Annotated in this window: 16 protein-coding genes; 5 read left to right on the plus strand and 11 right to left on the minus strand. The window is 56.4% G+C overall.

The window, feature by feature from the left end; all coding sequences use genetic code 11:
* Positions 1-75 precede the first annotated feature (75 nt).
* Positions 76-2,340, plus strand: a complete 2,265-nt coding sequence (locus tag A3850_RS17200) for a TonB-dependent receptor domain-containing protein (protein ID WP_197494103.1) — start codon at positions 76-78, stop codon at positions 2,338-2,340.
* Between the two features lie 54 nt (positions 2,341-2,394).
* Here the strand turns inward: A3850_RS17200 and A3850_RS17205 are convergent, their stop codons facing one another.
* Positions 2,395-2,982: a hypothetical protein gene (locus A3850_RS17205; protein WP_068220016.1), complete on the minus strand. Its 588-nt coding sequence runs from the start codon at positions 2,980-2,982 to the stop codon at positions 2,395-2,397.
* Between the two features lie 150 nt (positions 2,983-3,132).
* Between A3850_RS17205 and A3850_RS17210 the strand changes: the two genes are divergently transcribed.
* On the plus strand, positions 3,133-3,888 hold the full coding sequence (locus A3850_RS17210) for a hypothetical protein (RefSeq protein WP_068220018.1): 756 nt from the start codon (positions 3,133-3,135) through the stop codon (positions 3,886-3,888).
* Positions 3,889-3,894: 6 nt separating this feature from the next.
* Here A3850_RS17210 and A3850_RS17215 read toward each other — a convergent pair whose 3' ends face one another.
* The 5 genes from A3850_RS17215 to A3850_RS17235 form a co-directional block, all read right to left on the minus strand.
* A complete protein-coding gene (locus tag A3850_RS17215) occupies positions 3,895-4,419 on the minus strand; it encodes a TlpA disulfide reductase family protein (protein WP_068220025.1) in 525 nt (174 codons plus the stop codon).
* Positions 4,420-4,583: 164 nt separating this feature from the next.
* Positions 4,584-7,016, minus strand: a complete 2,433-nt coding sequence (locus A3850_RS17220) for a discoidin domain-containing protein (protein ID WP_082921938.1) — start codon at positions 7,014-7,016, stop codon at positions 4,584-4,586.
* Between the two features lie 95 nt (positions 7,017-7,111).
* A complete protein-coding gene (locus A3850_RS17225) occupies positions 7,112-7,681 on the minus strand; it encodes a Crp/Fnr family transcriptional regulator (protein WP_068220032.1) in 570 nt (189 codons plus the stop codon).
* Positions 7,682-7,925: 244 nt separating this feature from the next.
* Positions 7,926-8,711, minus strand: a complete 786-nt coding sequence (locus A3850_RS17230) for an O-methyltransferase (protein WP_197494104.1) — start codon at positions 8,709-8,711, stop codon at positions 7,926-7,928.
* Between the two features lie 147 nt (positions 8,712-8,858).
* On the minus strand, positions 8,859-10,439 hold the full coding sequence (locus A3850_RS17235) for a cryptochrome/deoxyribodipyrimidine photo-lyase family protein (RefSeq protein ID WP_068220040.1): 1,581 nt from the start codon (positions 10,437-10,439) through the stop codon (positions 8,859-8,861).
* A 264-nt stretch (positions 10,440-10,703) separates the two neighbouring features.
* Between A3850_RS17235 and dnaE the strand changes: the two genes are divergently transcribed.
* Positions 10,704-14,285, plus strand: a complete 3,582-nt coding sequence (gene dnaE / locus A3850_RS17240; protein ID WP_068220045.1) for a DNA polymerase III subunit alpha — start codon at positions 10,704-10,706, stop codon at positions 14,283-14,285.
* A gap of 323 nt (positions 14,286-14,608) precedes the next feature.
* On the opposite strand, the gene A3850_RS17245 is transcribed toward dnaE, so the two are convergent.
* The 4 genes from A3850_RS17245 to A3850_RS17260 form a co-directional block, all read right to left on the minus strand.
* Entirely contained in the window at positions 14,609-14,983 is a 375-nt protein-coding gene (locus tag A3850_RS17245) for a hypothetical protein (RefSeq protein ID WP_157501418.1), read from the minus strand.
* A 228-nt stretch (positions 14,984-15,211) separates the two neighbouring features.
* Positions 15,212-16,297, minus strand: a complete 1,086-nt coding sequence (locus tag A3850_RS17250) for a DUF4837 family protein (RefSeq protein WP_068220050.1) — start codon at positions 16,295-16,297, stop codon at positions 15,212-15,214.
* Between the two features lie 126 nt (positions 16,298-16,423).
* Complete coding sequence (locus A3850_RS17255) at positions 16,424-17,395, minus strand: MoxR family ATPase (RefSeq protein ID WP_068220054.1); 972 nt, start codon at positions 17,393-17,395, stop codon at positions 16,424-16,426.
* Between the two features lie 361 nt (positions 17,396-17,756).
* Positions 17,757-18,416, minus strand: coding sequence for a hypothetical protein (locus A3850_RS17260; RefSeq protein ID WP_068220058.1), 660 nt, complete (start codon positions 18,414-18,416; stop codon positions 17,757-17,759).
* 100 nt (positions 18,417-18,516) lie between these two features.
* On the opposite strand from A3850_RS17260, the gene porQ reads away from it, so the two are divergent.
* Positions 18,517-19,572: a type IX secretion system protein PorQ gene (porQ, locus tag A3850_RS17265; RefSeq protein ID WP_068220061.1), complete on the plus strand. Its 1,056-nt coding sequence runs from the start codon at positions 18,517-18,519 to the stop codon at positions 19,570-19,572.
* Between the two features lie 242 nt (positions 19,573-19,814).
* Here the strand turns inward: porQ and A3850_RS17270 are convergent, their stop codons facing one another.
* Positions 19,815-22,817 carry an FAD-binding and (Fe-S)-binding domain-containing protein gene (locus A3850_RS17270; RefSeq protein ID WP_231915358.1) on the minus strand — a complete coding sequence of 1,001 codons (3,003 nt, stop codon included), beginning with the start codon at positions 22,815-22,817 and terminating at the stop codon, positions 19,815-19,817.
* A gap of 99 nt (positions 22,818-22,916) precedes the next feature.
* On the opposite strand from A3850_RS17270, the gene A3850_RS17275 reads away from it, so the two are divergent.
* Positions 22,917-23,495: a DUF3109 family protein gene (locus tag A3850_RS17275; RefSeq protein WP_068220067.1), complete on the plus strand. Its 579-nt coding sequence runs from the start codon at positions 22,917-22,919 to the stop codon at positions 23,493-23,495.
* Positions 23,496-23,528 lie beyond the last annotated feature (33 nt).

Here is a 23,528-nt window from a genome sequence, read left to right on the forward strand (position 1 = left end):
CAACTCGATTGCAAATTTCAGTGCTTGGGGCTATCCCGGTTTACTGCCTTCACCAATCCGTTTTCGCGAATCCCGATGCGCTCCGTTCTGTCCCTTTTACTCGCCCTCTTCCTGTGCACCTGCGGCAGCGCCCAGGTCACTTTGAGCGGCTACTTGCTGAGTGAGCACGACGCGGAACCACTGAGTTTCGGGACCGTCTACGCCCAGAATAATGGTACGGGCGTCACCGCCGATTCCGCGGGATTTTTCACCTTGCCGGGCCTGACTGCGGGGCCGGACGTCCTGCGCTTCACCCACATCGGTTGTGACGGGGAAACGCGGGCGATCAACCTCGGGCGGGATACCCAAATTACCGTGTACCTACACCACCACGACAACTACGTGGAGACCGTGACCGTCGCCGCCAAGGCCTTTCAGAAGTATGGCGCAGAGCAGGACGAGCGGGCCACGGAGGACCTCGCAGACGGCCTCGAAGAGCTCACCGGCGTCTCTACCCTCCGGACCGGGACGGCCGCCGCGAAACCAATCTACGACGGGCTTTCCGGTAACCGCCTCAGCATTCAGAACAACGGAATCGCCCAGAGCGGACAGCAGTGGGGCAACGACCATAGCCCCGAAATCGACCCCTGGGTGGCCGCCTACGTGCGCGTCGTGGAGGGTGTTGAAGCTTTGAAATACGCCGGGCCGACCGCCGGAGCCACGGTACTTATCGAGCCCGCTCCGCTACGGGAAACGGAAGGATTTTCCGGCAAAACCGCCTACACTTTTCAGAGCAACGGCCGGGGGAGCGTCCTCAACGCCCGCCTCTCCAACGGAGGCCGGACGGCCTACCGCATCAGCGCTACCGGCAAGTGGCGGGGTGACCGGCGGGCACCAGATTACTTCCTGCGCAACACCGGCCGGCGGGAGGCCAACGCCGCCCTCCAACTTGCCCGCTTCCACTCCGAAAAACTGACGAGCCGCTTCTACCTGTCCACTTTCAACGCGGACATTGGCGTGCTCCGCGGCTCCCACATCGGCAACCTGACGGACCTGAATACCGCCATCGGCCGCGACGTGCCCTTCTTCACCGAAGAGACCTTTCGGAGCGATATTGAAAGCCCCAGCCAGCGCGTCCACCACCACTTACTGAAGGCGGAAACGGAGTACCGGCCCAACGAGGATAACCGCTTCACGCTACGCTACGGCGGGCAGTTGAACGACCGCAAGGAATTCGACGTGCGCCGGGGTGGCCGGAGCGACCGGCCCGCGCTTTCTCTGCTGCAAACCAGCCATCTCGTCGAGGGCGTTTGGCACCGTGAACTTGGTACCGGACAGCACTTCGAAGCCAACGTGCAGTACGACAATATTCGCAACGATAACCAACCCGAAACGGGGGTGCTGCCGCTCATCCCTGACTACAACAGCAACCGCCTGAGTGCCTACCTGGCTTTACACCACGAGCGCGATCGCTTCCAGGTACACGGCGGTTTTCGGTTGGACCGCCAGGTGTTCGAAGCCATCACGATCTCCCGCGATTTGCCCCGTCGGATTGAGCGGTTCGACCACGATTATTTGTTGGTCGGCAGCAGCGCCGAGGCCCGTTGGCAGGTGACGGATGACATCAGTCTACGGGGCGGTTTCACCTTCCGGCAACGGGCGCCGCAGATCAACGAGTTGTACAGCAATGGCTTGCACCAGGGCGTAAGCGGCATCGAGGAGGGCACGGCGAATCTCGACGTGGAAAGCGCCCTGAAAACCTCCCTTAGCACCCTCATCGGCAACGCGCGCATGGGCATCAATGCCACAATTTTCATCCAGCCCATCGACAACTTCATTTTCCTGGAGCCGCAGGATGAGTTGCGCGTCACCATCCGCGGCGCCTTCCCCGTATTCCAGTATCAATCGGTCGATGCGTTACTGCACGGTTTCAATCTGCAGGCGTACTGGCAGGTCAGATCTGATCTCAAGGTAACCGGGGCGCTGTCGCAGGTGCGGGGTAAGGAATCGGATACGGACCGGGCGCTGGTCTACATCCCCCCCACCAACCTGAGGGCCGGCGTCAACTACCAACCAACCGGCGGCCTGGAGGGGCTGACGCTGGGCGCCAACGTCTACCGCTCCTTCCAACAGAACGACGTGGACCCGGAGGTCGATTTCCTCCCTCCCCCACCCGGCTACACGCTGGTGGGCGTTAATGCTGGATATACTTACGCCCTACCGAAAGGACGTACCCTCAACCTCCGGCTGGACGTACAGAACCTCCTCAACGTCAGCTACCGGGATTACCTGGACCGGCAACGCTACTTCACCGACGCTACTGGCCGGGACGTGGAGTTGGGGGTATCGTTTGGCTTCTAGAAAGAGAACGAAGCGGGATTAAAATTGCACTTGATGTCAGCTTCAACTGGCAGTCTATAAACGCCGCCGCTTCCGCCCCGCGGTCGTCACGTTGTACTCGGCGACGATGTTGTGCAAGTCGCGGTACCGGTACCCCTTTTTGCCAATTCGCTTGGCGAGGCCGGGGTTGGTCTCGGTGAAGAAAGTCCGCAAAGTTTTCTTGTACCCGACCCGGTTGATGGGCATGAGGTTGCCCTTACCGTACTCGAACCAAAAGGGCGCCGGCGGATTGGTGAAAAGCCGGAGCATCGTGTCGTCCACGTACCGATCGTTGCCATTGGGCATACTGAACAGGCTCAGGACGCGGCCCGGCACCACTTCCCGCAGGAAAAACCACTGCCCCTCGTGGTAACGGCTGATGAAACGAACCGTCTGGTCACCTTCAGAAAAGCCAAAGCCTTTGACGAGCTGCGGCGAGATGGCGTACACGTCACCAAAGTCGTTCGTAAACGTGATGTAGTTACCCGTCGGGCTGTACTCGATGAGGTTGAAATAACCGGTCAGATGATAATCGTCCTTGGTCAGCAGGAAGCCGCGGTAAGCCTCGGCGCTTACCGTAATTGAGAGAGACAGAACGAGTAGAAGGGAGTAGCAGTACCGCATGCGCTAGAATTTATCGTCTGTTTCCAAAATACGGAAAATCAGCAAGTTGTTGAGTCAAAACGGAATTTTTGTCGTGCTAGGGCCACATCCAGATTGCCTCCAATTGGTCACTGGCCGGTGTGCCTTAATTTGTGACCAGTCCAGTAATCTATGCACGACGCCACTTCGCCCTTCCTCCTGCTACCTTGCCTGCTGATTATGCTTTGCCTCAATTCCTGTAGCCGCAGTGTAATGGAGTTAAGCGCGGATTTTCAGGACCCACTTGCTCACCATAAATTTAGTTGTGTTCCCTTCGATTCGCTGGAGGTTCGCCGAGCATTGCCCATTCTTGAAGCAGAGTACGGCCGCTGGCTGGATTGCCCGAAGGTGTACCGCGCGGAAGTATTAGCAGCGCTTTCCTTCTATCCCGACTTAAAGGGGGTGCGTATCAAGATCGTCCAGCGCCCCCTGAAAACGAGTATGGCGGCCCGGCCGGGCAACTACGCCGTCGTGAGGTCTAAACGCCGCTACCGGATTTTCGTGGATGACGTTACGGATAAGGTCACCGACTTCCGCCGCTACCCCTATTCCGCCCGGATCGGTTGCTTCATTCACGAACTGGGCCACGTGGCCTACTACGAAACCCGCTCCAACGCCCGCCTCACTTACGACGGCGTTAACTACGTGTCCCGCCAGAAATTCCGTACCCGTTACGAACAGTACGCGGACCACAACGCTATCGCCCGGGGCGGCGGCTTTTACGGCCACATGTTCCGCCACCACACCCTCAACGAAGCGGATATTTCGCCGGAGTACCGGGAGTTTAAACGGGACAATTACTACACGGGGAAGACCTTGCTCGATCTCCATAATGCCGCCCGTCGAGAACAAGGTTTGCCGGCCTGCGACCGCTCGGCGGTGGAGTAAATCTGGTTATTTCATCAGTGGTTCTACGGCCCTTTGGAGGTCGGCGTAGGTGTTAAATGCCCGCCGGTAAACATACCTAAGTTGCCCCCGGTAGATGATGGTGGTGGGCAGCGATCCGGTCCAGACGCGGTCGATTTCTTTACCCCACACCTCATCGTCGGCATCCGTGAGCACTACGGAACTCAGGCTGGGTGCCAGGTCCGTCAGCGTAGCGGAGATGCTGGCGATGGCGGCTGGTTTATCGTCCAGGCTCACCAGCACGATTTTGAGGGGTTTGGGGTGGTCCTCCGCGGCCAGTTTTTCCAATAAGGGCAGTTCCTCGCGGCAAGGCGCGCACCAAGTTGCCCAAAAATTAATGATGTAGGCCGTGTCCGAGGTCTGTTCGAATAAACCACTGAGCTCCGCAAAATCAGTGTAGGTAACGGGCGTTTCGGCGTTGCCAAGAATCGGTAGTTCAGCCTGCGTTTTTTGGGCGCGGTCGCAGGTGCTGAGGAAGAGGGCAAGCAGCGAAGTAAGGAGGATCAGGCGCATATACTGGAGTAAACACTAGCGGGAAAAATCGTTCAGTGCACCGAGTGATCGCCGGGCCCATGTGACGGGAGATGCTAGTTGATAGCCCTCCTTTTTGGAAACTGAATTATCACTCTTTACCACCTCTGTTGACCGGAAGATTACCAACCCGATGCCCGTATCCATTAATGGATAATCACCCGCTTAACCAGGGTTGCGTCCCCTACCTGAACTTTCAATAGATAGATCCCACTTTCATAGCCCCGAAGATCCAGTGTGGCCTCAGTCTCAATATCTCGGCGCAGTAGCCGGCCTTGGTTATCCCACACCTCAATGGACTGAATTTGACCCTCAGCCGAGATTTGAAATAGCCCGTTACTCGGGTTCGGATATACCCGAAATTCAATATCACTATCCATCAGTCGCGTGGTTGATGTCGGCGGCTCCGATGGGCATTCGCAGTCATTATCGTAGACCTCGAACTCGGCGAGGCTCGACCAGGTACTGCTAACCTTTTTGGTGATCAGCCGCACGTAACGGGCCGGCTGCCGGTCGAAATTGCGGTAGATTTTGACACCACCGGACGTCTCCTCATAATCCCCTAAAATCCTCCAGTTGGAGCCGTCCACGGAAGCTTCGAGAATATATTCGGTTCCAAAGAAGAAGGGGTTCCACAGCAGGCGGATGGCGGAAATTCCCCGCAGGGTATCCAGCGTCAGCGTGACGGTGTCTTCCGGGCTGCCGAAGGCATTACTCCAGGTGGTGTTGATGTCTCCATCAATCGCCTTGTCCGCCGAGTTATCCGCATCGAGTTGGGATGTGGCCACCACTGAGCCCAGTACGGAAAACGCAGGGCCAGCCTCGTAACGCTCGTCCAGCCAGACGGGAACGTCTGCCATTCTGAGCCCGCCTCCCAGGGCCTCAAATTCCGTAACCGGCATCGTATGGTAGCGGGGGAGATAACAACTCATGTGCCCTTCCCACCAGTTGGTCCCGATCAGCTTGGGGTCGTAGGCAGAACCGGCCCAGTCACCTACGGACCAGTCCACGACGTCCTCGCTTGGTGCCAAGCTAGTGTACCAATCTTCGGCCGAGCCATCCGTATCGGATTTGTCCCGCACTGAAACCCAACGCAACATTAAGCCGTGGTTGGATTGGGTACCGGCATTCACCCAGTTGATGCCATTTGCCGCGGTGGCATTTGCGGGTCGGTCCTCCGGCCGGGAGTACACGATGATGTACTTGCGGTCCGCATCGATGATGACCTCCTCGTCGGCAATGGAATGGATCGTCGTAGCTGGTAAGGGAGAAAGGGGGTCGGGGTCAATCCCACCAATGCTCCAAAAGCGGACCTGGCCACTTTCCATGGTAGCCGCACCTGGACCTGTATCAGGAAAGGTCGGTAGCTTACCCGTCAGGACGACCACCTGACCGGGTAACAGATCGATGTTCCGGCCGAGGTAATTACAGTAATTATTCGTCGTAGCGTGCGGCTCGTAATTAGCGGGCGCAGCCTGGAATTCCCCCCGGCCCGTCCAGCCGAGGTGGACGTCGGCCACCCGTCGGGCGCTGTCCCGATCGTTCCAGCCATTCGCCACGGCAACTCCGGAGAGAATGCTGCGGCTGATGCCCCACGATTTGTAGAATCCTTCGTTGGGCCCGTAGTTCGGGTTGGCCGCTGTCACCTTATTTTGATTAGGGACGGTTGTATCCGCACGAGCCTGCAAGGTGGAAAAATCGGAACCAATGAAGAAGCGTTCCCCGGTAGCCAACTCGTAGCTCACCCGGGGCATCTCCACCCCACCGAGAGGTCCCGTTCCGTCGTCCGGTCGGTAGATCCGGACCCAGAGGGCACCCAAATTCCAGGGTGCTGGTTCCGCCCGGGGCTGCTGGAGGATGTCCTTGTAGCCCAGCACGCCCTGATGCACGAGGAGGGCTCCGGCCAATCGGTTCCCTTCAATGCGGTAGGGATAGACGAATTGATTATCGTTTTGCGCTACCGGATCTCCGGTTACCAGATCAATCTCGAACCGGTAGCTACGGTTCTCCGCAGTACGGTCCGCCCCCAGTCGGAAGGGATTGACGTGGCCCGGAAGAGGTTCAATGTCGGCATCTACCAGCGATACCTCCGCCTGGCCGAATTGGCGTTCCGCGTAGTACTCCCTCCCGTTGAAAGGTGCGGTTATTTGAAAGGAGAAAAAGCGGGCCCGTGGGAACTCACCCTCAATGATCATCTTACTTCCGAATGGGGCCAGTGCCGTACCTAAAAACAAATAGGTCGCTTTGGGTTCCGGGATCCCGCCCCGCAAACTATCTAAATCGACCGGCCGGGCGAAACGCGTTGCCCAGGTCTCTCCGGGTTCCACGTCTTCGGGCCGCTTTAGGTAGAAATCCTTACTATCGGTAATACCCGCCGGAATCAAGTTAGCGGGAATGCGTGCGTCGGCGTCGCCCCGGTGCCAGGCACGGATGTACTCCGTCAGGCCCTCCGAAATCGCTTCGGCTTCCATGACCAGATCGTCGGGTTCCGCGAAAGGGTAAGGGTCGGAAGGCGGAAGACAGGCCACGAGACCAGTTAGAATAAGTAGAAGGACGAGACTCCTGATCAGTACGCGCATACAAAAGCAGAATTGAAGCGGGGGCTTAGTTTACCTTCCCAAAGCTACCGGCACGTCGCGGCTCGCTGATTGATCTTTATCAATTTAGCCTTTCCTTAAATCGGCTTGCGAATGCGGCTCAGCGTCTCTTGCGTGATGCCCAGGAAAGATGCGATGTACTTCAGGTAACTCCGCTGCAGGAGTTGGGGGTGGCGGGCCACCAGGGTTTCGTATTTCTCCAGGGCGCTTCCCTTACGCAGGATCTCGTTGATCATCCCCGCTGCCAAAAATGCTTCCTCCATCAGGATGCGGCCGAGGCGGTTGAAATCCGGATACTTGTCGTACAGGTGTTGCAAGTTGGCGTAACTCAGCCGGTACAGCACCGCCGGTTCCAACAGTTCCACGTTTTCCCGTGTCGGTGTTTGCCGGAGAAAAGACTCTAGCGAAACCAGGATCTCTCCTTCCGACCAAAACCAGGAGGTGGACTCCTTCCCTTCGGCATCGTGGTAATAGCCACGGGCAAATCCTTTTTCCACGAAGTAGAGGTAACGGCAGGTATCTCCTGCTCGCAAGAGGACGGCCCCCTTTTCCAGCTCCATGCGGCGAATGCAACTCAGTACCTCCGTAATGGCTTCCGCCGGCAGGTCCTCGAAACCGGAGAGTGCGTTGAGAAAGGGAGACTCCATACTACGTAAGGTAGGTGCTGGTGCGCGATTCATTCAATTTGCAAGAAACTGTTTTATTCAATTGGTATTGATAAATAAAAAATATCCTCTAGTTCAAGAAAAAGTCTAACGCAACTTAGCTAATTTCATGAGAAATTTTGACCTAGCAATTAATATGGTCCTAAGAAGATAAAGGCAGCCTGAATTACTTGTATTCTTTGGTAATTTGAAGAGATGCAATTAAATCGAATGGGAATCCGAGCTTTTAGTACGCAAGGTGTAGCGCAAAATGCTTCGGCACGCTAACCGATGGATCCACTACCACTAAGCCTGTTTTATACAAATCGATGGAGTAAGAGGTTTCAGGATTTTGGCGGATGATATCCCATGCTTCTTTCATACCGTTCGTCCAGTAAATATCGTCAAAAATCCATACCGAAGGCCGAGTGGAAACCTTTAGCAGTTTTTCATAATACTCTAGCGTCGGACCTTTTTGATGATTGCCATCGATAAATAAAAGATCAAAGTCTTGATGGCGGTCGATCATGTCATCGAACGTATCTTCATATTTGCCTTCAATCACCTCGAAACGGTCTTCATTAGTAATTGCCTTAAATTGATTCCTACTAATTTCAACGTAGCGTGGCATCCCCTCCATCGTTACTAATTGGCTATCTGAATTGTGGCGAAGTGCTTCCAATAAATACGATCCGGACACCCCTAAATTGGTGCCAATCTCTAACACTTTCTTGGCTTCAAATTCACTCGCTAAAGCATAAATTAGTCGTGCCCATATTTTTGGCGAGGTTGCTGCTTTACATACGTTACTAATGGTTTCAGTATCGTCGGAGCCAAACACTTTAAAATCTACAATTTCGGTGCTCCCCAGCAACTGATTTCGGTAGCTTTCTACCCGATCAAAGGCAGCCTGATCCTCAGGTGAAAAATCATTCGCCTCCGCTTTCAGTAAACAATCCACTACTTTGAGCAAGGTTGAGTTGCCCGTCGCTCGCATATCTTCAAGCCTTTGCTTGTGATTTATACGACGCATAGTGATATTAAGGTGCTTCTTTACTCGGCTAAGAATCATGAGTACTTTATAATTTTTGGAAAGGTACAAAAGCACCGTGGTTATTGGCCGAAGGAAATCTCAGGGCTTGAAATCAGGTGTTACTACTGCCCACAAACGTAGCTAGCCTCACACATCCCGCCGCGGGCTAGGTTGCTCCCCCGCCATATAGACTTCCATACTCTCGGGCATAACATGCTTCGCCCAGATCTCGGGTAGCAAGTTTTGCGCTTCCGCCGACCGGCGCACGGCCCAGTAACGATCCATATTTTCGGAAGTCGCCTCAGCAAAGTCCACAATCGGCGCGGGATAATCGGTGGTGGAGAAATCGTACAGTTGCCGTTCGAGTTCCGTTAGCCGGTGGGGATAATGGCACCACGGTGCGGGGATCCGCCGCAACTCGGGGAGCCAGCGGTGGACGAACTCTCCCTTCTTATCGTACCGCTCTCCCTGCAAATATGGATTATAGTTGCGAGGCGGGTGGTAGCCCGTCGTCCCCGCCTGCATCTGGAATTGCCCGTAGTGAATCCCCGGATCGTAATCCAGGAACAGCGAGCCGAGGAAGGTGGCCACGGGCCGGAAGTCCAACCACAACACGAAGGTGGCAAACGTAACGAGCATCGCCCGGCTGCGGAAGTTGATCCAGCCCGTAGCCCGTAGGCAGCGGATGTTGGCGTCGATCATCGGGAAACCGGTAGCGGCACTGCGAAAGGCGTCGAGATCCGGGCCCGAGGTGTGGCGTCCCAGTTTCAGGAAGGCCCGGTTGATGGGTTTGAATTCGATCTGCCACTCCGCCTCCAACTTCTGAAAGTAATGAGCTCGCCACCAGAGTCGTTCGCGGAACATCTTCATGTCCTTCCGGAAGGCCGGTTTGATGTCGGCTGACTTCGCCCACTGAAACACCTCCCGTAGCGAAACGCATCCGTGAGCTAGGTAGGTACTCATCCGGCTACAACTACGGCGGCTGAGGGAAGGGTTACCGATTTGCCGGATGTAGCCCCTCCCCCGCTCGGTCGTAAAGCTTTTGAGGTAACGCCAGGCAGTGGTCTCCCCTCCTGGTTGAAAGCGTGGGTCGGGTGGCCCGGGGTCGGGTACGTAGCGTCCGGGTTGGCTTGGGTGGAGGGCCGTCTGCCCCTTTGCCTGGGTAAAGTCCTTGGCAAACCCGTCAGCCAACTTCGCAATGGGTAGTCCAGATTCACCCGGCGGTAGGATCTGGGCAGCTTGCCAATTACAGTGCACCGGCGGCAGCGCCAAAAAATCGTCCAGCTTTTCGGCGAACCCCAGACGGTGTTTACGTCCGCGGATGACGCCGTCCTGCACGAATTCTTGCCATTCGACTCCGTGCTGCCGCGTCCAATCCCGGACGCGTCGATCGCGGTCGAAACTCAACTTGTGGCTGGTCTCCTGATGGCTAAAAATCGTGGCGATGTTTGCGGCCGCACGTAGGCCATCCAGCGCCTCCTCCACCTCGCCCCAGTAGATCGTCACCGGTAGTCCGCGCGTCTTCAAATCCACCAAACTTTGAGCCACGAAGTGCCAGTGCCGGGGGCTGTGCTTCGGGCTGGCCATGATGGACGGCTCGAAACAGTACAAAACCACGAAGGGCACTCCGGCCGCCACCGCCGCCGCCAGGGGAGCGTGGTCACGCGTGCGCAAATCGCGTTTGAGCCAGAGAATATTTCGCGTTTCGATAAGCTGATTGTTTAGCACTTACTGGCAGTTGAACGGAAGAACGAGCACCTAGTTGCGCCAACACCGAGCAACCGGGGGTATCATATATTGAAGCAGTAGGCGCTGCCGCGGGTGCGGAGAAAATGGGCGAGCAATACGATGGAATTGTCCGCTGAAGACCCAACTTTATCCACACCGATGTGCATAAAAACTTGTCTCAAGATTGTTCTTTCTGCGTACCTTGTAAAGCCCCGCCGCCGGCTTTTCCCGGACCGACTCCTAGTAACTATCTGACCAACGACTATGCCTGAATTCTGCCACCTCCACTGCCACACCCAGTACTCTTTGCTCGACGGCGCCTCGGAGATCGGACAGATGATGGACAAGGCCGCCGCCGACGGACAAAAGGGCGTGGCGATGACCGACCACGGCAATATGTTCGGGGCCTTCAAGTTCGTCAACGAAGCCACGAAGCGGAACATCAAACCGATGATCGGCTGCGAATTTTACCTCGTCGAAGACCGCCACAAGAAAGCCTTCTCCCGCGCGGCCGGCGAAAAGGACAAGCGCTACCACCAGCTGATGCTGGCCAAGAACAAAAAGGGCTACCAGAACCTCTGTAAGCTCTGCTCCATCGGCTACATCGAGGGACTTTACGGGAAGTACCCACGGATCGATAAGGAACTCATCGAAAAGTACCACGAAGGACTGATCGTGACGAGTTGCTGCATCGGTGCGGAAATCCCCCAACTACTCATCGCGGGAAAGGACGAGGAAGCCGAGCAAGCCCTCAAGTGGTGGCTCAACATTTTCGAGGACGACTATTACATCGAGATCCAGCGCCACCGGGGTATCGAGGATATTGACCTCGGTAAGGACCGCGAAGGCCGCACCATCTACTCCGGTAAAAGCCAGGAAGACATCAACGTCAAGCTCCTCGCCTTGGCGATGAAGCACAACGTAAAGGTGATCTGTACCAACGATAGCCACTACGTCGAGGAGGAGGATTACCTGCCCCACGACCTGCTGCTGTGCGTTAATACCGGCAGCTTGAAGGAAGACCCCAAGCGCTTCAGTTTCCCCAGCTCCGATTTTTACTTCAAGAAGCAGGTGGAGATGGCCACCCTCTTCCACGACCACCCGGAATCGGTGGCCAACACGATGGAGGTTTACGATAAGATCGAGGTCCTGACCCTGGCCCAGGACGTACTCCTGCCAAACTTCCCCATGCCGGCGGAGTTTGCGACCCAGGATGAGTACCTCCGCCACCTCACCTACGAGGGCGCCCGCAAACGCTACGGAGAGATCAACGAAGTGACGCGGGAACGGCTCGATTTCGAGCTCGACGTCATCAAGGCCTCCGGTTACCCCGGCTACTTCCTCATTGTGCAGGACTTCACCACCGCCGCCCGGGAAATGGGCGTGAGCGTAGGTCCCGGCCGGGGTTCCGCTGCCGGATCCGCCGTGGCCTACTGCGTCGGAATCACCAACGTGGACCCGATCAAGTACGATCTCCTGTTTGAGAGATTCCTGAACCCAGAGCGGGTATCGATGCCCGATATTGATATTGACTTCGACGACGTCGGCCGCCAGAAGGTGATCGATTACGTGATCGACAAGTACGGCCAGGAGCAGGTGGCCCAGATCATCACCTACGGTACGATGGCCGCTAAATCCTCTCTCCGCGACGTTGGTCGGGTAATGGATATTCCACTCAGTGAAGTTGACCGCGTAGCCAAATCCTTCCCCCTCCAACTCGGGGCCAGCCTGAACCAGGTATTGGCCGACGGCGACATCCACCCCAAGCTTAAGGGCAAACTCAACTCCGAGGACGCCGAGCGCGCCTACGCCTTCCGCGACCTCGCCGCCGGGAACGACGACATCGGGGAGATGATCCGTATGGCGAAGAAACTGGAAGGCTCCATCCGCAACACCGGCATCCACGCCTGTGGCGTCGTCATCACCCCGGACGACGTGACCGACTACGTACCCGTCACCGCCGATAAGGATACGGGGATGTACGTCAGCCAGTTCGATAACTCCGTAGCCGAAGACGCCGGCCTGCTGAAGATGGACTTCCTGGGCCTTAAGACCCTGACCATCATCAAGGATGCCCTGCGGATGATAAAAGAAAACCACGGGGTAGACATCGACGTCGATGAGCTTCCGCTCGATGACCTGAAGACCTACGAACTCTTCCAGCGGGGAGAAACCAACGGCATCTTCCAGTACGAATCCGGCGGGATGCAGAAGCATATGAAGAACCTCAAACCAACCACGTTTGACGACCTCATTGCCATGAACGCCCTCTACCGCCCTGGCCCGCTGGAGTACATTCCCGAGTTCATCGAGCGGAAGCACGGCCGCAAGCCGATCGTGTACACCCTGGATGCCGAGGAACAATACCTGAAGGAGACCTTCGGTATCTACGTCTACCAGGAGCAGATCATGTTGCTCTCCCAGTCCATCGCCAACTTCTCTAAGGGGGAGGCCGACGTGCTCCGGAAGGCAATGGGTAAAAAGAAAAAGGACGTCCTGGACAAGATGTACCCCAAGTTCCTCGAAGGCGGAAAGGTCAACGGCCACGCTGAAGACAAACTCGGTAAGATCTGGAAGGACTGGGAAGCTTTCGCCTCCTACGCCTTCAATAAATCTCACTCCACCTGTTACGCCCTGGTGGCCTACCACACGGCCTACCTCAAGGCCCACTACCCGGCGGAGTACATGGCGTCCGTCCTGACCCACAATAAGTCGGACCAGACCAAGATGACCTTCTTCCTCCGCGAGTGTAAGCGAATGGAGGTACCCGTACTGAGCCCGGACATCAACGAAAGCCAGTCGGAGTTTGCCGTCAACAAGGACGGCGCCATCCGCATTGGGATGACGGCCCTGAAGGGCGTGGGTGAAGGCCCTGTGGAGTCCATCCTGAAAGCCCGGGAGGACGGCCCGTTCGAAAGCCTCTTCAACCTCATGCAGCGGGTGGAGCCCGGAACCGTCAACAAGCGGGTACTGGAAGCCCTCGTCTACGCGGGTGGTTTTGATTGCTTCGAAAGTATGCACCGGGCCCAATACTTCGCCCCGAGTGAGAAGTACGATAGCTACCTGGAGCACGTGACGAAGTTCGCGAATGCCTACCAGGCGCAACTGGCGTCCGCGGCCAATAGCCTGTTCGGCGCCATCCAGGAAGAAGTATTACCGGTGGAGCCCTCCGCCCCCGAAGCCGCGGAGTGGTTACTGCCCATCAAGCTGGCTCACGAGAAGGAGGTTACCGGTGTTTACGTCTCCGGCCACCCCCTGGATGGCTACAAGCTGGAGATCGATAACTTCGTCACCTGTGGTCTTAACGAACTCAACCCGGAACGCTACGGCCGGCAAACCGTCAAACTGGCGGGCATGATCGTCTCGGCCCAGCACCGGGTAAGTAAGAACGGTAATGGTTGGGGCATCTTCGTTTTGGGAGATTACGACGGCAGCATCGAATTCACCCTCTTCGGCGAGGACTATCAGAAGTTCCGCCACATCCTCCAGCAGGGGACGGCGCTCTTCGTTACGGCCTTCTACAAAAAATCCTGGCGCAACGACGACCTGGAGCTCAACATCAAAGACGTGAAGCTACTCGAGGGTATCGGCCGCGATCTGACGGAAGCCATCATCCTGAAATTCCAGGTGGGCAGCGTGACCGGTAAGATGGTCCGCGACCTCGACGAACTCTGCCAGCGCTTCCCCGGCCAGCAAAAGCTACGGATGGTTTTCATTGACAACCAGGAGCAAATGAAGCTCAAGATGTTCTCCCTCAAACGTACCGTGGATGCGGATACCGACTTTATAAAGGGTGTGGAACGATTGGGGGTGCAGTATGATTTGGCGCGAGGGCGGGCGAATTAGGAGAGGACTTTAGATTTTAGAAGTTAGATTTTAGACCGCGACCAGCCAAAATCCGACGTCTCATCGTTGGGGGTCTGCCGACCTTTATCCTCTTGTCGCCCTCCCTCACAGCTGTCCTAGAAGTAAGTTTCTCAAAGAAGTTTAAGGAGTTAGAGACGAATAAGAAGCAACGCCAAAACATCTTAAACCTCTCTGCCGCCTTAATCTCCTTTGCGCAACCAGCGCGCAGCGCCCCAAATAATAAACCTCAGTTTACCTCCGGATGGGGTGTGGACCGGCTAGATATGTAGTATGGTTTAGCTAGAAGTTGAGCAAATTAGTGGCTACTTCTTCGCTTTAGTCTCCACGCCATATTGGTCAACCGATGCTTTCATATTCTTGCCGAGGGTAAAGGATAATTCTTTCCAGGCGGTACCCCGCAAACTTTTCAGTACTACCTCATTACCGTTCCTGGTAAATGAAAAGAGGTATTTTCTGGTATTCCCTTCGGGGTCCGTCATACCATTAGCGTCGACGTGCGTATCCAAGTTGAAAGATAAATTTTTCCAGTAGCAACCGCGATGGCAGGTAAGCTCAACACTCTCCCCACTTTGCTGCACGTCGATTTTGAAGGAGGCAACTTCTGCGTCCTGTGCTTTTGCGGTAATGGTGAAAAAGCAACAGCAGATTAGCAAGAGAAGACGGGCAACGAATTTCATTTTAGCGCAGGTATTTTTTTGGGTAATTAGCGGAAAATCAATCGTTTCCACTCACTTTCCTTTAATACGCGAATAAAGAAAATTTGTGCGCGTCATATTCACCTTTTGGCGCTGCCGCAGGTGCGAGGTAAAGTGGATAGGAGCCAAGGACGTTAGAATTTAGAAGTCAGATCTTAAACCGATACCGTCTAAAATCTAATTTCTAACGTCTAAAATCTATACAGCACATTAATTCACCTTTGTAGTAGCCAGTATCTGCTCCAACTCCCCCATCAAGTCCCGCTTCTTCTCACCGGGGGCCAGGATGAAGCCGTCGACGAGTACCAATTGGCGGTTCGCTTCGTCGTTGATGAGATAAGAAATGAAGGGGCCACCCTGAAAGTCGTTCTCCATTTCCCAAATGCCGCGCCCTTCGATGGCGAAGGCACCGTTCAGGTCGGTCGTCTCGGTGAAGAGGGGAAGATCCTTATCGTTGACGCGCATGTAGGTATCCGCGAGGGAGGAACTGACGTAGCGCTTGCCAATCTGATCGCGGATGGTCTTGAGCCCCTCTTTACTGAGCTGCTCCTGGTTTTCGTAGGGCACTTTCGTGACCATAATGTTCATGCTGCCCTTGCGCGTGCCACGCTTGAACCAGACGAAGTCATCGGACCGAACCGGGACCAACTCGTAGCCGTATGGGACGCGGATACGGGCGCCCGTTCGCTGGCTGATGGTATCCATCAGAGCTTTGTCTACACCCTGGAAGAAAGCGGTTTCCTTCATGCGGAGGTTTTCGCTGTCAGCAATGCGCTTCACTACGGCGGCGCGGGTGGAGGACATGCCCCGGAGCAGTTCCTCCCGGTTCTTGCCCATCAGGTAGATGAGTTGCTGGCCGGTGGCCCACTTGTTGCGGGCGACGACGGTGCTGAAGCCTTCCTCCTTAACCTGTTGGATCTTGGCATCACTGAGGTCCTTGACGACCATCTTGGTAGTGGGGCTATTCTTATCGCTGATGTCCGCCAGGACGACGTAGTTACGCAGCTCCCGGAACGTAGGTACGGCCGATAGCTTTTCGGGCTCGATGAAGCGAACATCAAAAATGGGCTCCGGCTGCGGCAAGATGATGTAGGGCGCCTCCAAAAAATAGGCGATCGAATCCGACGCTCCGTTCAGCCAGAGGGAGGAATCCGCTACGACCGTCACCGAATTGATGGAGCCAAAGGCGCCGGGGATCGGGTTGAGCCGGGAAGTGAAAGCATTATCTCCCGCGCAGGAACTCACCCCGAGGGCAAGGCCAAAAAGCAGGAGCAGGGATAAAAAGCGGTTGGTCATGTATGGTTCTGATCTGTACTTGACCTAACAGATGATTTTTAGTGGGGTTGTGGCGTGTCTGAGTTGCGAGTATTTAGTAGCGAGTTTCGAGTGCAGTACTTGCAACTCGAAACTCGCTACTCGCAACTAAAACAGGCTTTCAATCACGTGCTCCTCCGTAATCCCCTCCGCTTCTGCTTTGTAGTTGCGGACGATCCGGTGGCGGAGTACGTACTTGGCGATCGCCTGGACGTCTTCAATATCGGGGCTGTACTTGCCGGAAATGGCGGCGTGGCACTTGGCGCCGAGCACGAGGTACTGCGAAGCGCGCGGGCCGGCTCCCCAGCTGATGTATTTGTTGACGTTGTCCGTCGCCCGGTCGGTGCCGGGGCGGGTCTTGGTGGTGAGGCTCACGGCGTATTCCAACACGTTATCGCTGATGGGGATCTTGCGGACGAGTTGCTGGAAGTACAAAATTTCTTCTCCGGAAATAATGTGGCTCAGGTCGCTCACCTTCGTGCCCGTGGTGCCTTTCACGACGGCAATTTCCTGCTCGTAGGTCGGGTAATCGAGGGGGATGTTGAACATGAAGCGGTCCAACTGAGCTTCGGGCAGCGGGTAGGTTCCCTCCTGCTCGATGGGGTTTTGCGTAGCGAGTACGAAGAAGGGCGAAGGCAACACGTGGCGCTCACCCGACACCGTCACGCTGCGTTCCTGCATGGCCTCCAGCAGGGCCGCCTGCGTCTTGGGCGGGGTACGGTTGATCTCATCCGCCAGGACGATATTGGCAAACAAGGGGCCCTCGTTGAACTCAAACTTGCGGTCATCCCCCAGGATCTCCGAACCGGTAATGTCGGTCGGCATCAAATCCGGCGTAAACTGCACGCGCTTGAAGTCCAGGTCCAACACCTCGGAAATGGTCGATACCAACAGGGTTTTCGCCAGCCCGGGCACTCCGACCAACAGGCTGTGGCCATTAGCAAACATGGAGATGAGGACGGTCTTCACGACCTCTTCCTGGCCGACGATAACCTTCCCGATTTCAGCGGTCAGGGCGCGGTAAGTTTTGGCTAATGCATCGACGGCTTCGACGTCGCTCTTGAAATTCGGTACAGGCATATTATTCTTTGGGGATGGGGCTTCAAAGGTGGTTAAAATGATTGACAATTAGTAATTGTTGCCCTCCGGTTCATGAATTACCTACGGGCAACCAAATAAGGGTGTATTTCAAGATGAATCGTTAAAAATTCGAAGCATCATCCATCGTCCGAAGTGATCATTCCACATCACCGTTCCCGTCTGATTCTAGGCGCCCCGACTAAGTACGGGACTTACTACGTGTCGCTGCCGCGGGTGCCAGGTAAATCGGCAAGTAACAAGGACTGATCACGAGCTGCGGCGATGGCACCTTAAGCTGTAGGATTAAGCGAAAGTGAAAAACCGCCGCCGCACTAAAGGCAAACCGGTCGACATCCCCAACCTACACGATCAAATTCTCATCCCGCAACAACTCCTTCAACTGAAGATCGAGCGTAGTCCCTCGAGATTGCAGGCTGGAGGGGTTGGACCGATAAGGCTCTTCCAGGACGAAAAACTTGGTGCGAACGGTAGTACCGTGCATATCCATATTATAAAGTTGTTGCACGATCCCTTCCTTCTCAAAGTGCGCCATCTCCCGCTTGACGACTTCCAACGGTAGCCGCGTAGCGAGGATGATTTCCTGCATCGTCAACTGCCCGTCCGTATCCGTAGCGTAGAGTTGGAGGAGGTCATCAACCGTCAGGAATGGTTCTTGAGAAAGATTGACTTCGGGTGGCTCCGCGTAGGGTTCCGCCAGGGAGTAGAAGTACCGGGCCTTCTTATTGTAGCTCACCGAGAGTAGACCGACGGTGTGAAAGGAGGTCAGCCGCATCCGGGCTTGGGGGACGGTCATTCCCGTGATCTCCGCTAAACGGTGCGGTGAAAGCAAACCGTCCGGTTGCTCCGCAAATAGCTTGATGAGGTCAACGTCAGTGATCGTCCGCTGCGTGGTCTCGATCTGTGACTTCTGGTAATAAAAGAGCAACCAGCCAAACACAATCAACAGTGCAGCTACGGCAAATGATCCAAGGATGATGGCGACGTCACTAGCTAAGAACATGGCCCAAAGATAGTCGCAGCAGCTACCTTTCTTTTAATTATTGATGCGGAAAGCAACGGAAGTCGTCCGCTTGCCGTCCTACCTACCGTAACTTGCCCCCATGCGGAATATCAGCGCTTTGTTTCTTGCCCTCTTCCTCTGCACCGGCGCCAGCGCCCAGGTTGGTGGCATTAGTACCTATGAGTTTCTGAACCTGCCGAACTCCGCGACCGTCGCCGCCATGGGTGGCCACCACATCGCGTTGCGGGATGATGACCTGAGCCTCGCGCTCCGCAACCCCGCTCTGCTGAACGACGCGATGCACCAGCGGGGCGCCCTGAGCCACGGTTTCCACCCGGCGGGGATATCGAATAGCTCACTGGCCTACGGCTATTTCCACGACAAGACGAAGGTGACCTTCCAGGCCGGCCTGCAGTACACCGGCTACGGTAGCGACCTCGTGCGCCGCGATAATACGGGGCAGGATCTGGGAACGTTTTCCGCCAATGATTTCGCCCTCACCGTCGGTGGCGGCCGGACCTTCGACGAACGACTCAGCGTGGGTGCCAACCTGAAATTGATCTCTTCCCAACTGGCCGGCTACGGCAGTTTCGGTCTTGCTACGGACCTCGCCGTGCACTACCAGGATAGCTCCAGCCTTTGGGGCGTGAGCCTACTGGCGCGAAATATCGGTTTGCAAATCGGCAAGTACGACGGGGCTTCCGACCGGGAACCCCTACCCTACGAACTACAGATCGGGATCAATCGCCAGCTCCGCTACCTCCCCTTCCGCTTCAGCGTGATCTATCGCTACCTCGACCGCTGGAACGTCCTCTTCGAAGACCCGAACGCGGAAATCGAAACGAGTATCCTCACCGTCGAAGAGGAAACGACTGGCCGCGGCGCCGGCGCCGTCTTCCTAGACAACCTGGCCCGCCACTTCGTCCTGAACGGCGAACTGATGATTGGAAAGCAGAAAAATCTGCGGCTGCGCTTTGGCTACAACCACGGTCTCCGCCGCGAGCTCCGGCTGACGGATTTTCGCTCGCTGGCGGGCTATTCTTTTGGTTTTGCCTTCCGTACCAAGCGCTTCTCCCTGGCTTACGGGCGGACGACTTACCACCTGGGCGGGGGGATCAACCAGTTGGGGATTGATGTGGGTTTGGGGAAACGGTAGAGGACTGTAGCAACTGCCTTTAGGGATGCCCGACTTTCCCGGAGACCCGACCTCTGGTCGGGTTGTGTTTAGGACAGTAAGCCTGCTATTAGATGAACGCCTTCAACAAGAGAATACCCGCGCTAAGACGGCAAACCTGAGAAGGGCAACACTGTCATCCAATTCTTCAGATAATTGAGCATCCAACTTACCCCGACCAGAGGTCGGGGCTCCAGGTCGGGGCTCCAGGTCGGGGATCCAATTCAATCGGGAACCGACCAACTCCGCAACAACGCCTCCGCCGAAGAAATCGCCCGCCGCCCCGGCAACAAGTCCTTGACCTGGTGGCGGCAGCTCGTCCCATTCGCGACGATCAGCGTATCCTCCGGCAGCCCGCGTAAGTGGCGCAGCAACGACTGTTCCGCAATGGTCTTACTCAACTCGTAGTGCTCCGCTTCGTAGCCAAAGCTGCCCGCCATCCCGCAACAGCCACTATCTAATAACTTCACCGTAAAGTTCTCCGGCAAACTCAGCGCGGCGGCGCACTTGCCCGCATCCCCCAGTGCTTTTTCGTGGCAGTGGACGTGCAGGACAAGGTTGACGGCCTCGTCACCGAAGTCGTCGACGGTGATGTAACCGGTACTAAATTGCTCGAAGAGGAACTCATCAAATGTGTAGGTGAGGGCGGCGATGGCTTCCGCTTTTTCTTTCAATTCTCCGCGCAAAAGTTTGGGGTATTCATCCCGAAAACTGAGGATGGCGCTCGGCTCCAGACCGATCAGCGGGCGTTGGTACGGGAGCAACAGCTCACTTAGGTAACGGACGTTATACTCCGCCAGATCGCGGGCGTTATTCAATAGTCCCTTGCTCATTTGCGCGCGGCCGCTGGGTTTGTTTTTCTCAGTAAGCGCCGGGCTGTAGCCCAACTTCTGCAGCACTTGGAACGCAGCGATCCCCACGTGTGGCTCCTGTAGATTGATGAATTCGTCACAGAAGAGGTAGGCGGAGTTTTTGGGCCGCACCGCTTCCCCTTTCTGCTTCGCCCAGGCCCGCAGCGTTTGGTGGGCGATCGGTGGTAAACTGCGTTCCGGTGCGATGCGCAGCAGGCGTTTCATCAACGGGCCGGTGGCTTTCAGCATGAAATTAGCTAGCCCCGGCACTTTGGACCCCAAGCGGTAGAGGGGTTCATTCGCGGCTACCACCATCGAGCGCAAGCGCATATCGTCCCGTTGAAAGAGGTATTCCGCCTTCAGATTGGTCATGTCAACCGAGCTGGGGCATTCGCTGGTGCAGGCTTTGCAACTCAGGCAGAGGTCCATGGCTTCCTCCAGCATCGGATGTTGGAAAGGGTCGTCGTGCTGGTTGCGGGTGAGCACTTCGCGGAGGGCATTGGCGCGGCCGCGGGTGCTGTGTTTTTCGGCAAGCGTGGCGCGGTAGGACGGGCACATGGCGCCGCCTTCCATTTTCCGGCAATCACCCGAGCCATTACACTTTTCGGCGGCGCGGAGCAGCCCCTGATCGGAAGACCAATCGAGGATGGTGGAGTACTTCGGAGTAGCCACGTCGGCTTCGTAGCGCAGGCCCTCATTCATCGGAGGGGCCTCCACGATCTTGCCGGGGTTTAAGAGATTGTCGGGATCAAACTTTCGTTTCAGGCCAACCAGCAGATCGTAGACCTCCGGCCCCAGCATATCGGGGAGGAAGGCAGCCCTTACGCGTCCGTCCCCGTGCTCCCCGCTGAGGGAACCCCGGTACTTTTTGACGAGCTTGGCTACGTCCCGCGTAATGTGGTAGAAAGCTTCCCGGTCCGCACTCTTTTTGAGGTTCAGGACGGGCCGCAGGTGGATCTCCCCCGCCCCGGCGTGGGCGTAATAGACGGTATCCTGTTCGTAGGTCCGCATGAGGGTTTCGACCTCGGCGATGTAGTCGGCCAGGTCTTCAATGGCGACGGCGGTGTCTTCGATGCAGGCCACGGCTTTGGCATCGCCGACCATGTTCCCCAGGATGCCGAGACCGGCGGCGCGGAGATTCCAGGCCCTGGCAACGTCGGCTGCGCTACTGAGGAAGGTGGTAGCCGTCATCGTCTTGCCCACGTACTCGTCTGCCGTCAATTCATCGTCCATCAGTTCGGCTAGCTCCTGAGCGGCAGCATCCGTCTCAGCCCGAAACTCGACCAGGAGGATGGCACGCGGATCTTCCCAGACGAAGTCGGCGTTCTTCGCCTGGGCCGGGTTCGTACGCGCGAGGCGGAGGATGGTGTCATCCATCAACTCACACATGAAGGGTTGGTGGCGCATCACGAGTTGGGTAGCCCGCATGGCGCCATCGATACTCTTGAAGTGGACAGCGGCCAATGCGGTGCCCTTCGGCGGGAGGGGCAAAATATTCACTTTGAGCAGCGTCGTAAACGCCAGCGTCCCTTCCGAACCCGCCAGCAGGGTACACAGGTTGAGGTGCTCTCCGTAAGGATTGAAGGGTGCCTGATCCATCAGCAGATCCAGGGCGTAACCGGTATTACGGCGGGTGACGGAAGCTTTGGGGAAGGCCTCGGTAATCGCCTCGCGGTTAGCCTCCCGATCGAAAATTTCGTGGAAATGTCCGATTAGGTGATCCGGTACTACGTCGATGGGTGGGTATCCCCCCATCCCCTGCACCCGCGACCGCGCCAGATCCGCCCGCGCTACGTGCGCCTGTTGCCCGCTGGCCAGAACGACCCGCGCCGCCAGCACGTGGTCCCGCGTAGAACCGACCGTGATGCTCGTACTACCGCAAGAATTATTACCAAACATGCCACCGATGGTGCAACGATTGGCCGTGGAAGTGTTGGGGCCAAACCAGAAACCAAGGGGCTGCAGCGCCGCGTTGAGTTGGTCGCGAATGACGCCGGGCTGCACGATGGCGTACCCCTCTTCCACGTTGATTTCGACGATCTCCCGCAGGTATTTGCTCACATCGATGATCAACCCCGCCCCCACGGCCTGCCCAGCCAGGCTAGTACCACCCGCCCGCGGCGTGATGGGCACCCGAAAAACCTTGGCAAAGCGGACGCACTTTACGATGTCTTCTTCCGTCTTCGGTAACACGACGGCAAGGGGTTTCTCCCGGTATACACTGGCGTCGGTGGCGTAGAGAATACGGTGGATTTCGTCAACGTGTAGTTCCCCCGCCAGACCTGCCGCAAGGTGTTCCAAACCAGTCCGTAACTCCGCGTCCATCGTCATGTCCACAAGGTACGGTGGGCCGGGGAAGTGTACCTTTGCGGCCATTCAAGGCCCTTCCGATTTTGGCGGGGAATACCAGTAAAGCGGTGAGTCAGGACGAGCTAATTGTTACGACCAGTTTTCCGCTTCGAATAAGGAAAGACCATGTACCTCATCCAGGATATTTTCGTGAGCGACGAAGTGACCGACGAGCAATTTGCCTGCAACCTCAACGCCTGCAAGGGAGCCTGCTGCTGGGAAGGCGACTTCGGCGCACCCCTCGAAAAAGCGGAACTGGCGGAACTGGAAAACGCCTACGAGCAAGTAAAACCCAACCTGACGCCGGAGGGCATCGCCGCCATCGAAGCCCAGGGCCTCTACACGAACAGCCCGGAAACCAAGGGTTGGGATACGACGCTCGTCAACGGCGGCGCCTGCGCCTATATGGGCAAGACCGAAGGTGGGATGGCCTATTGCGCCATCGAAAAAACCTACAACGAAGGCAAGATCGGTTGGAAAAAACCCATCAGTTGCCACCTCTACCCCATTCGCGTGAAGAGCAAGCCCGAGGCCAATTTTGAAGCCCTCAATTACGACCGGTGGGACATCTGCTCCGCCGCCTGCACCAAGGGCCAACGGGAAAAGATCCGCGTTTTTGAGTTCGCCAAACCTGCCCTCATCCGCAAGTACGGCGAAGACTGGTACGCGGAACTGGAAGCGGCCGTGAACCGGAAGGAAGAGTAAAAATGATTGGGTTCATGCCCAATACTCAGCAAG

Source organism: Lewinella sp. 4G2 (assembly GCF_001625015.1).
GTDB lineage: Bacteria > Bacteroidota > Bacteroidia > Chitinophagales > Saprospiraceae > Neolewinella.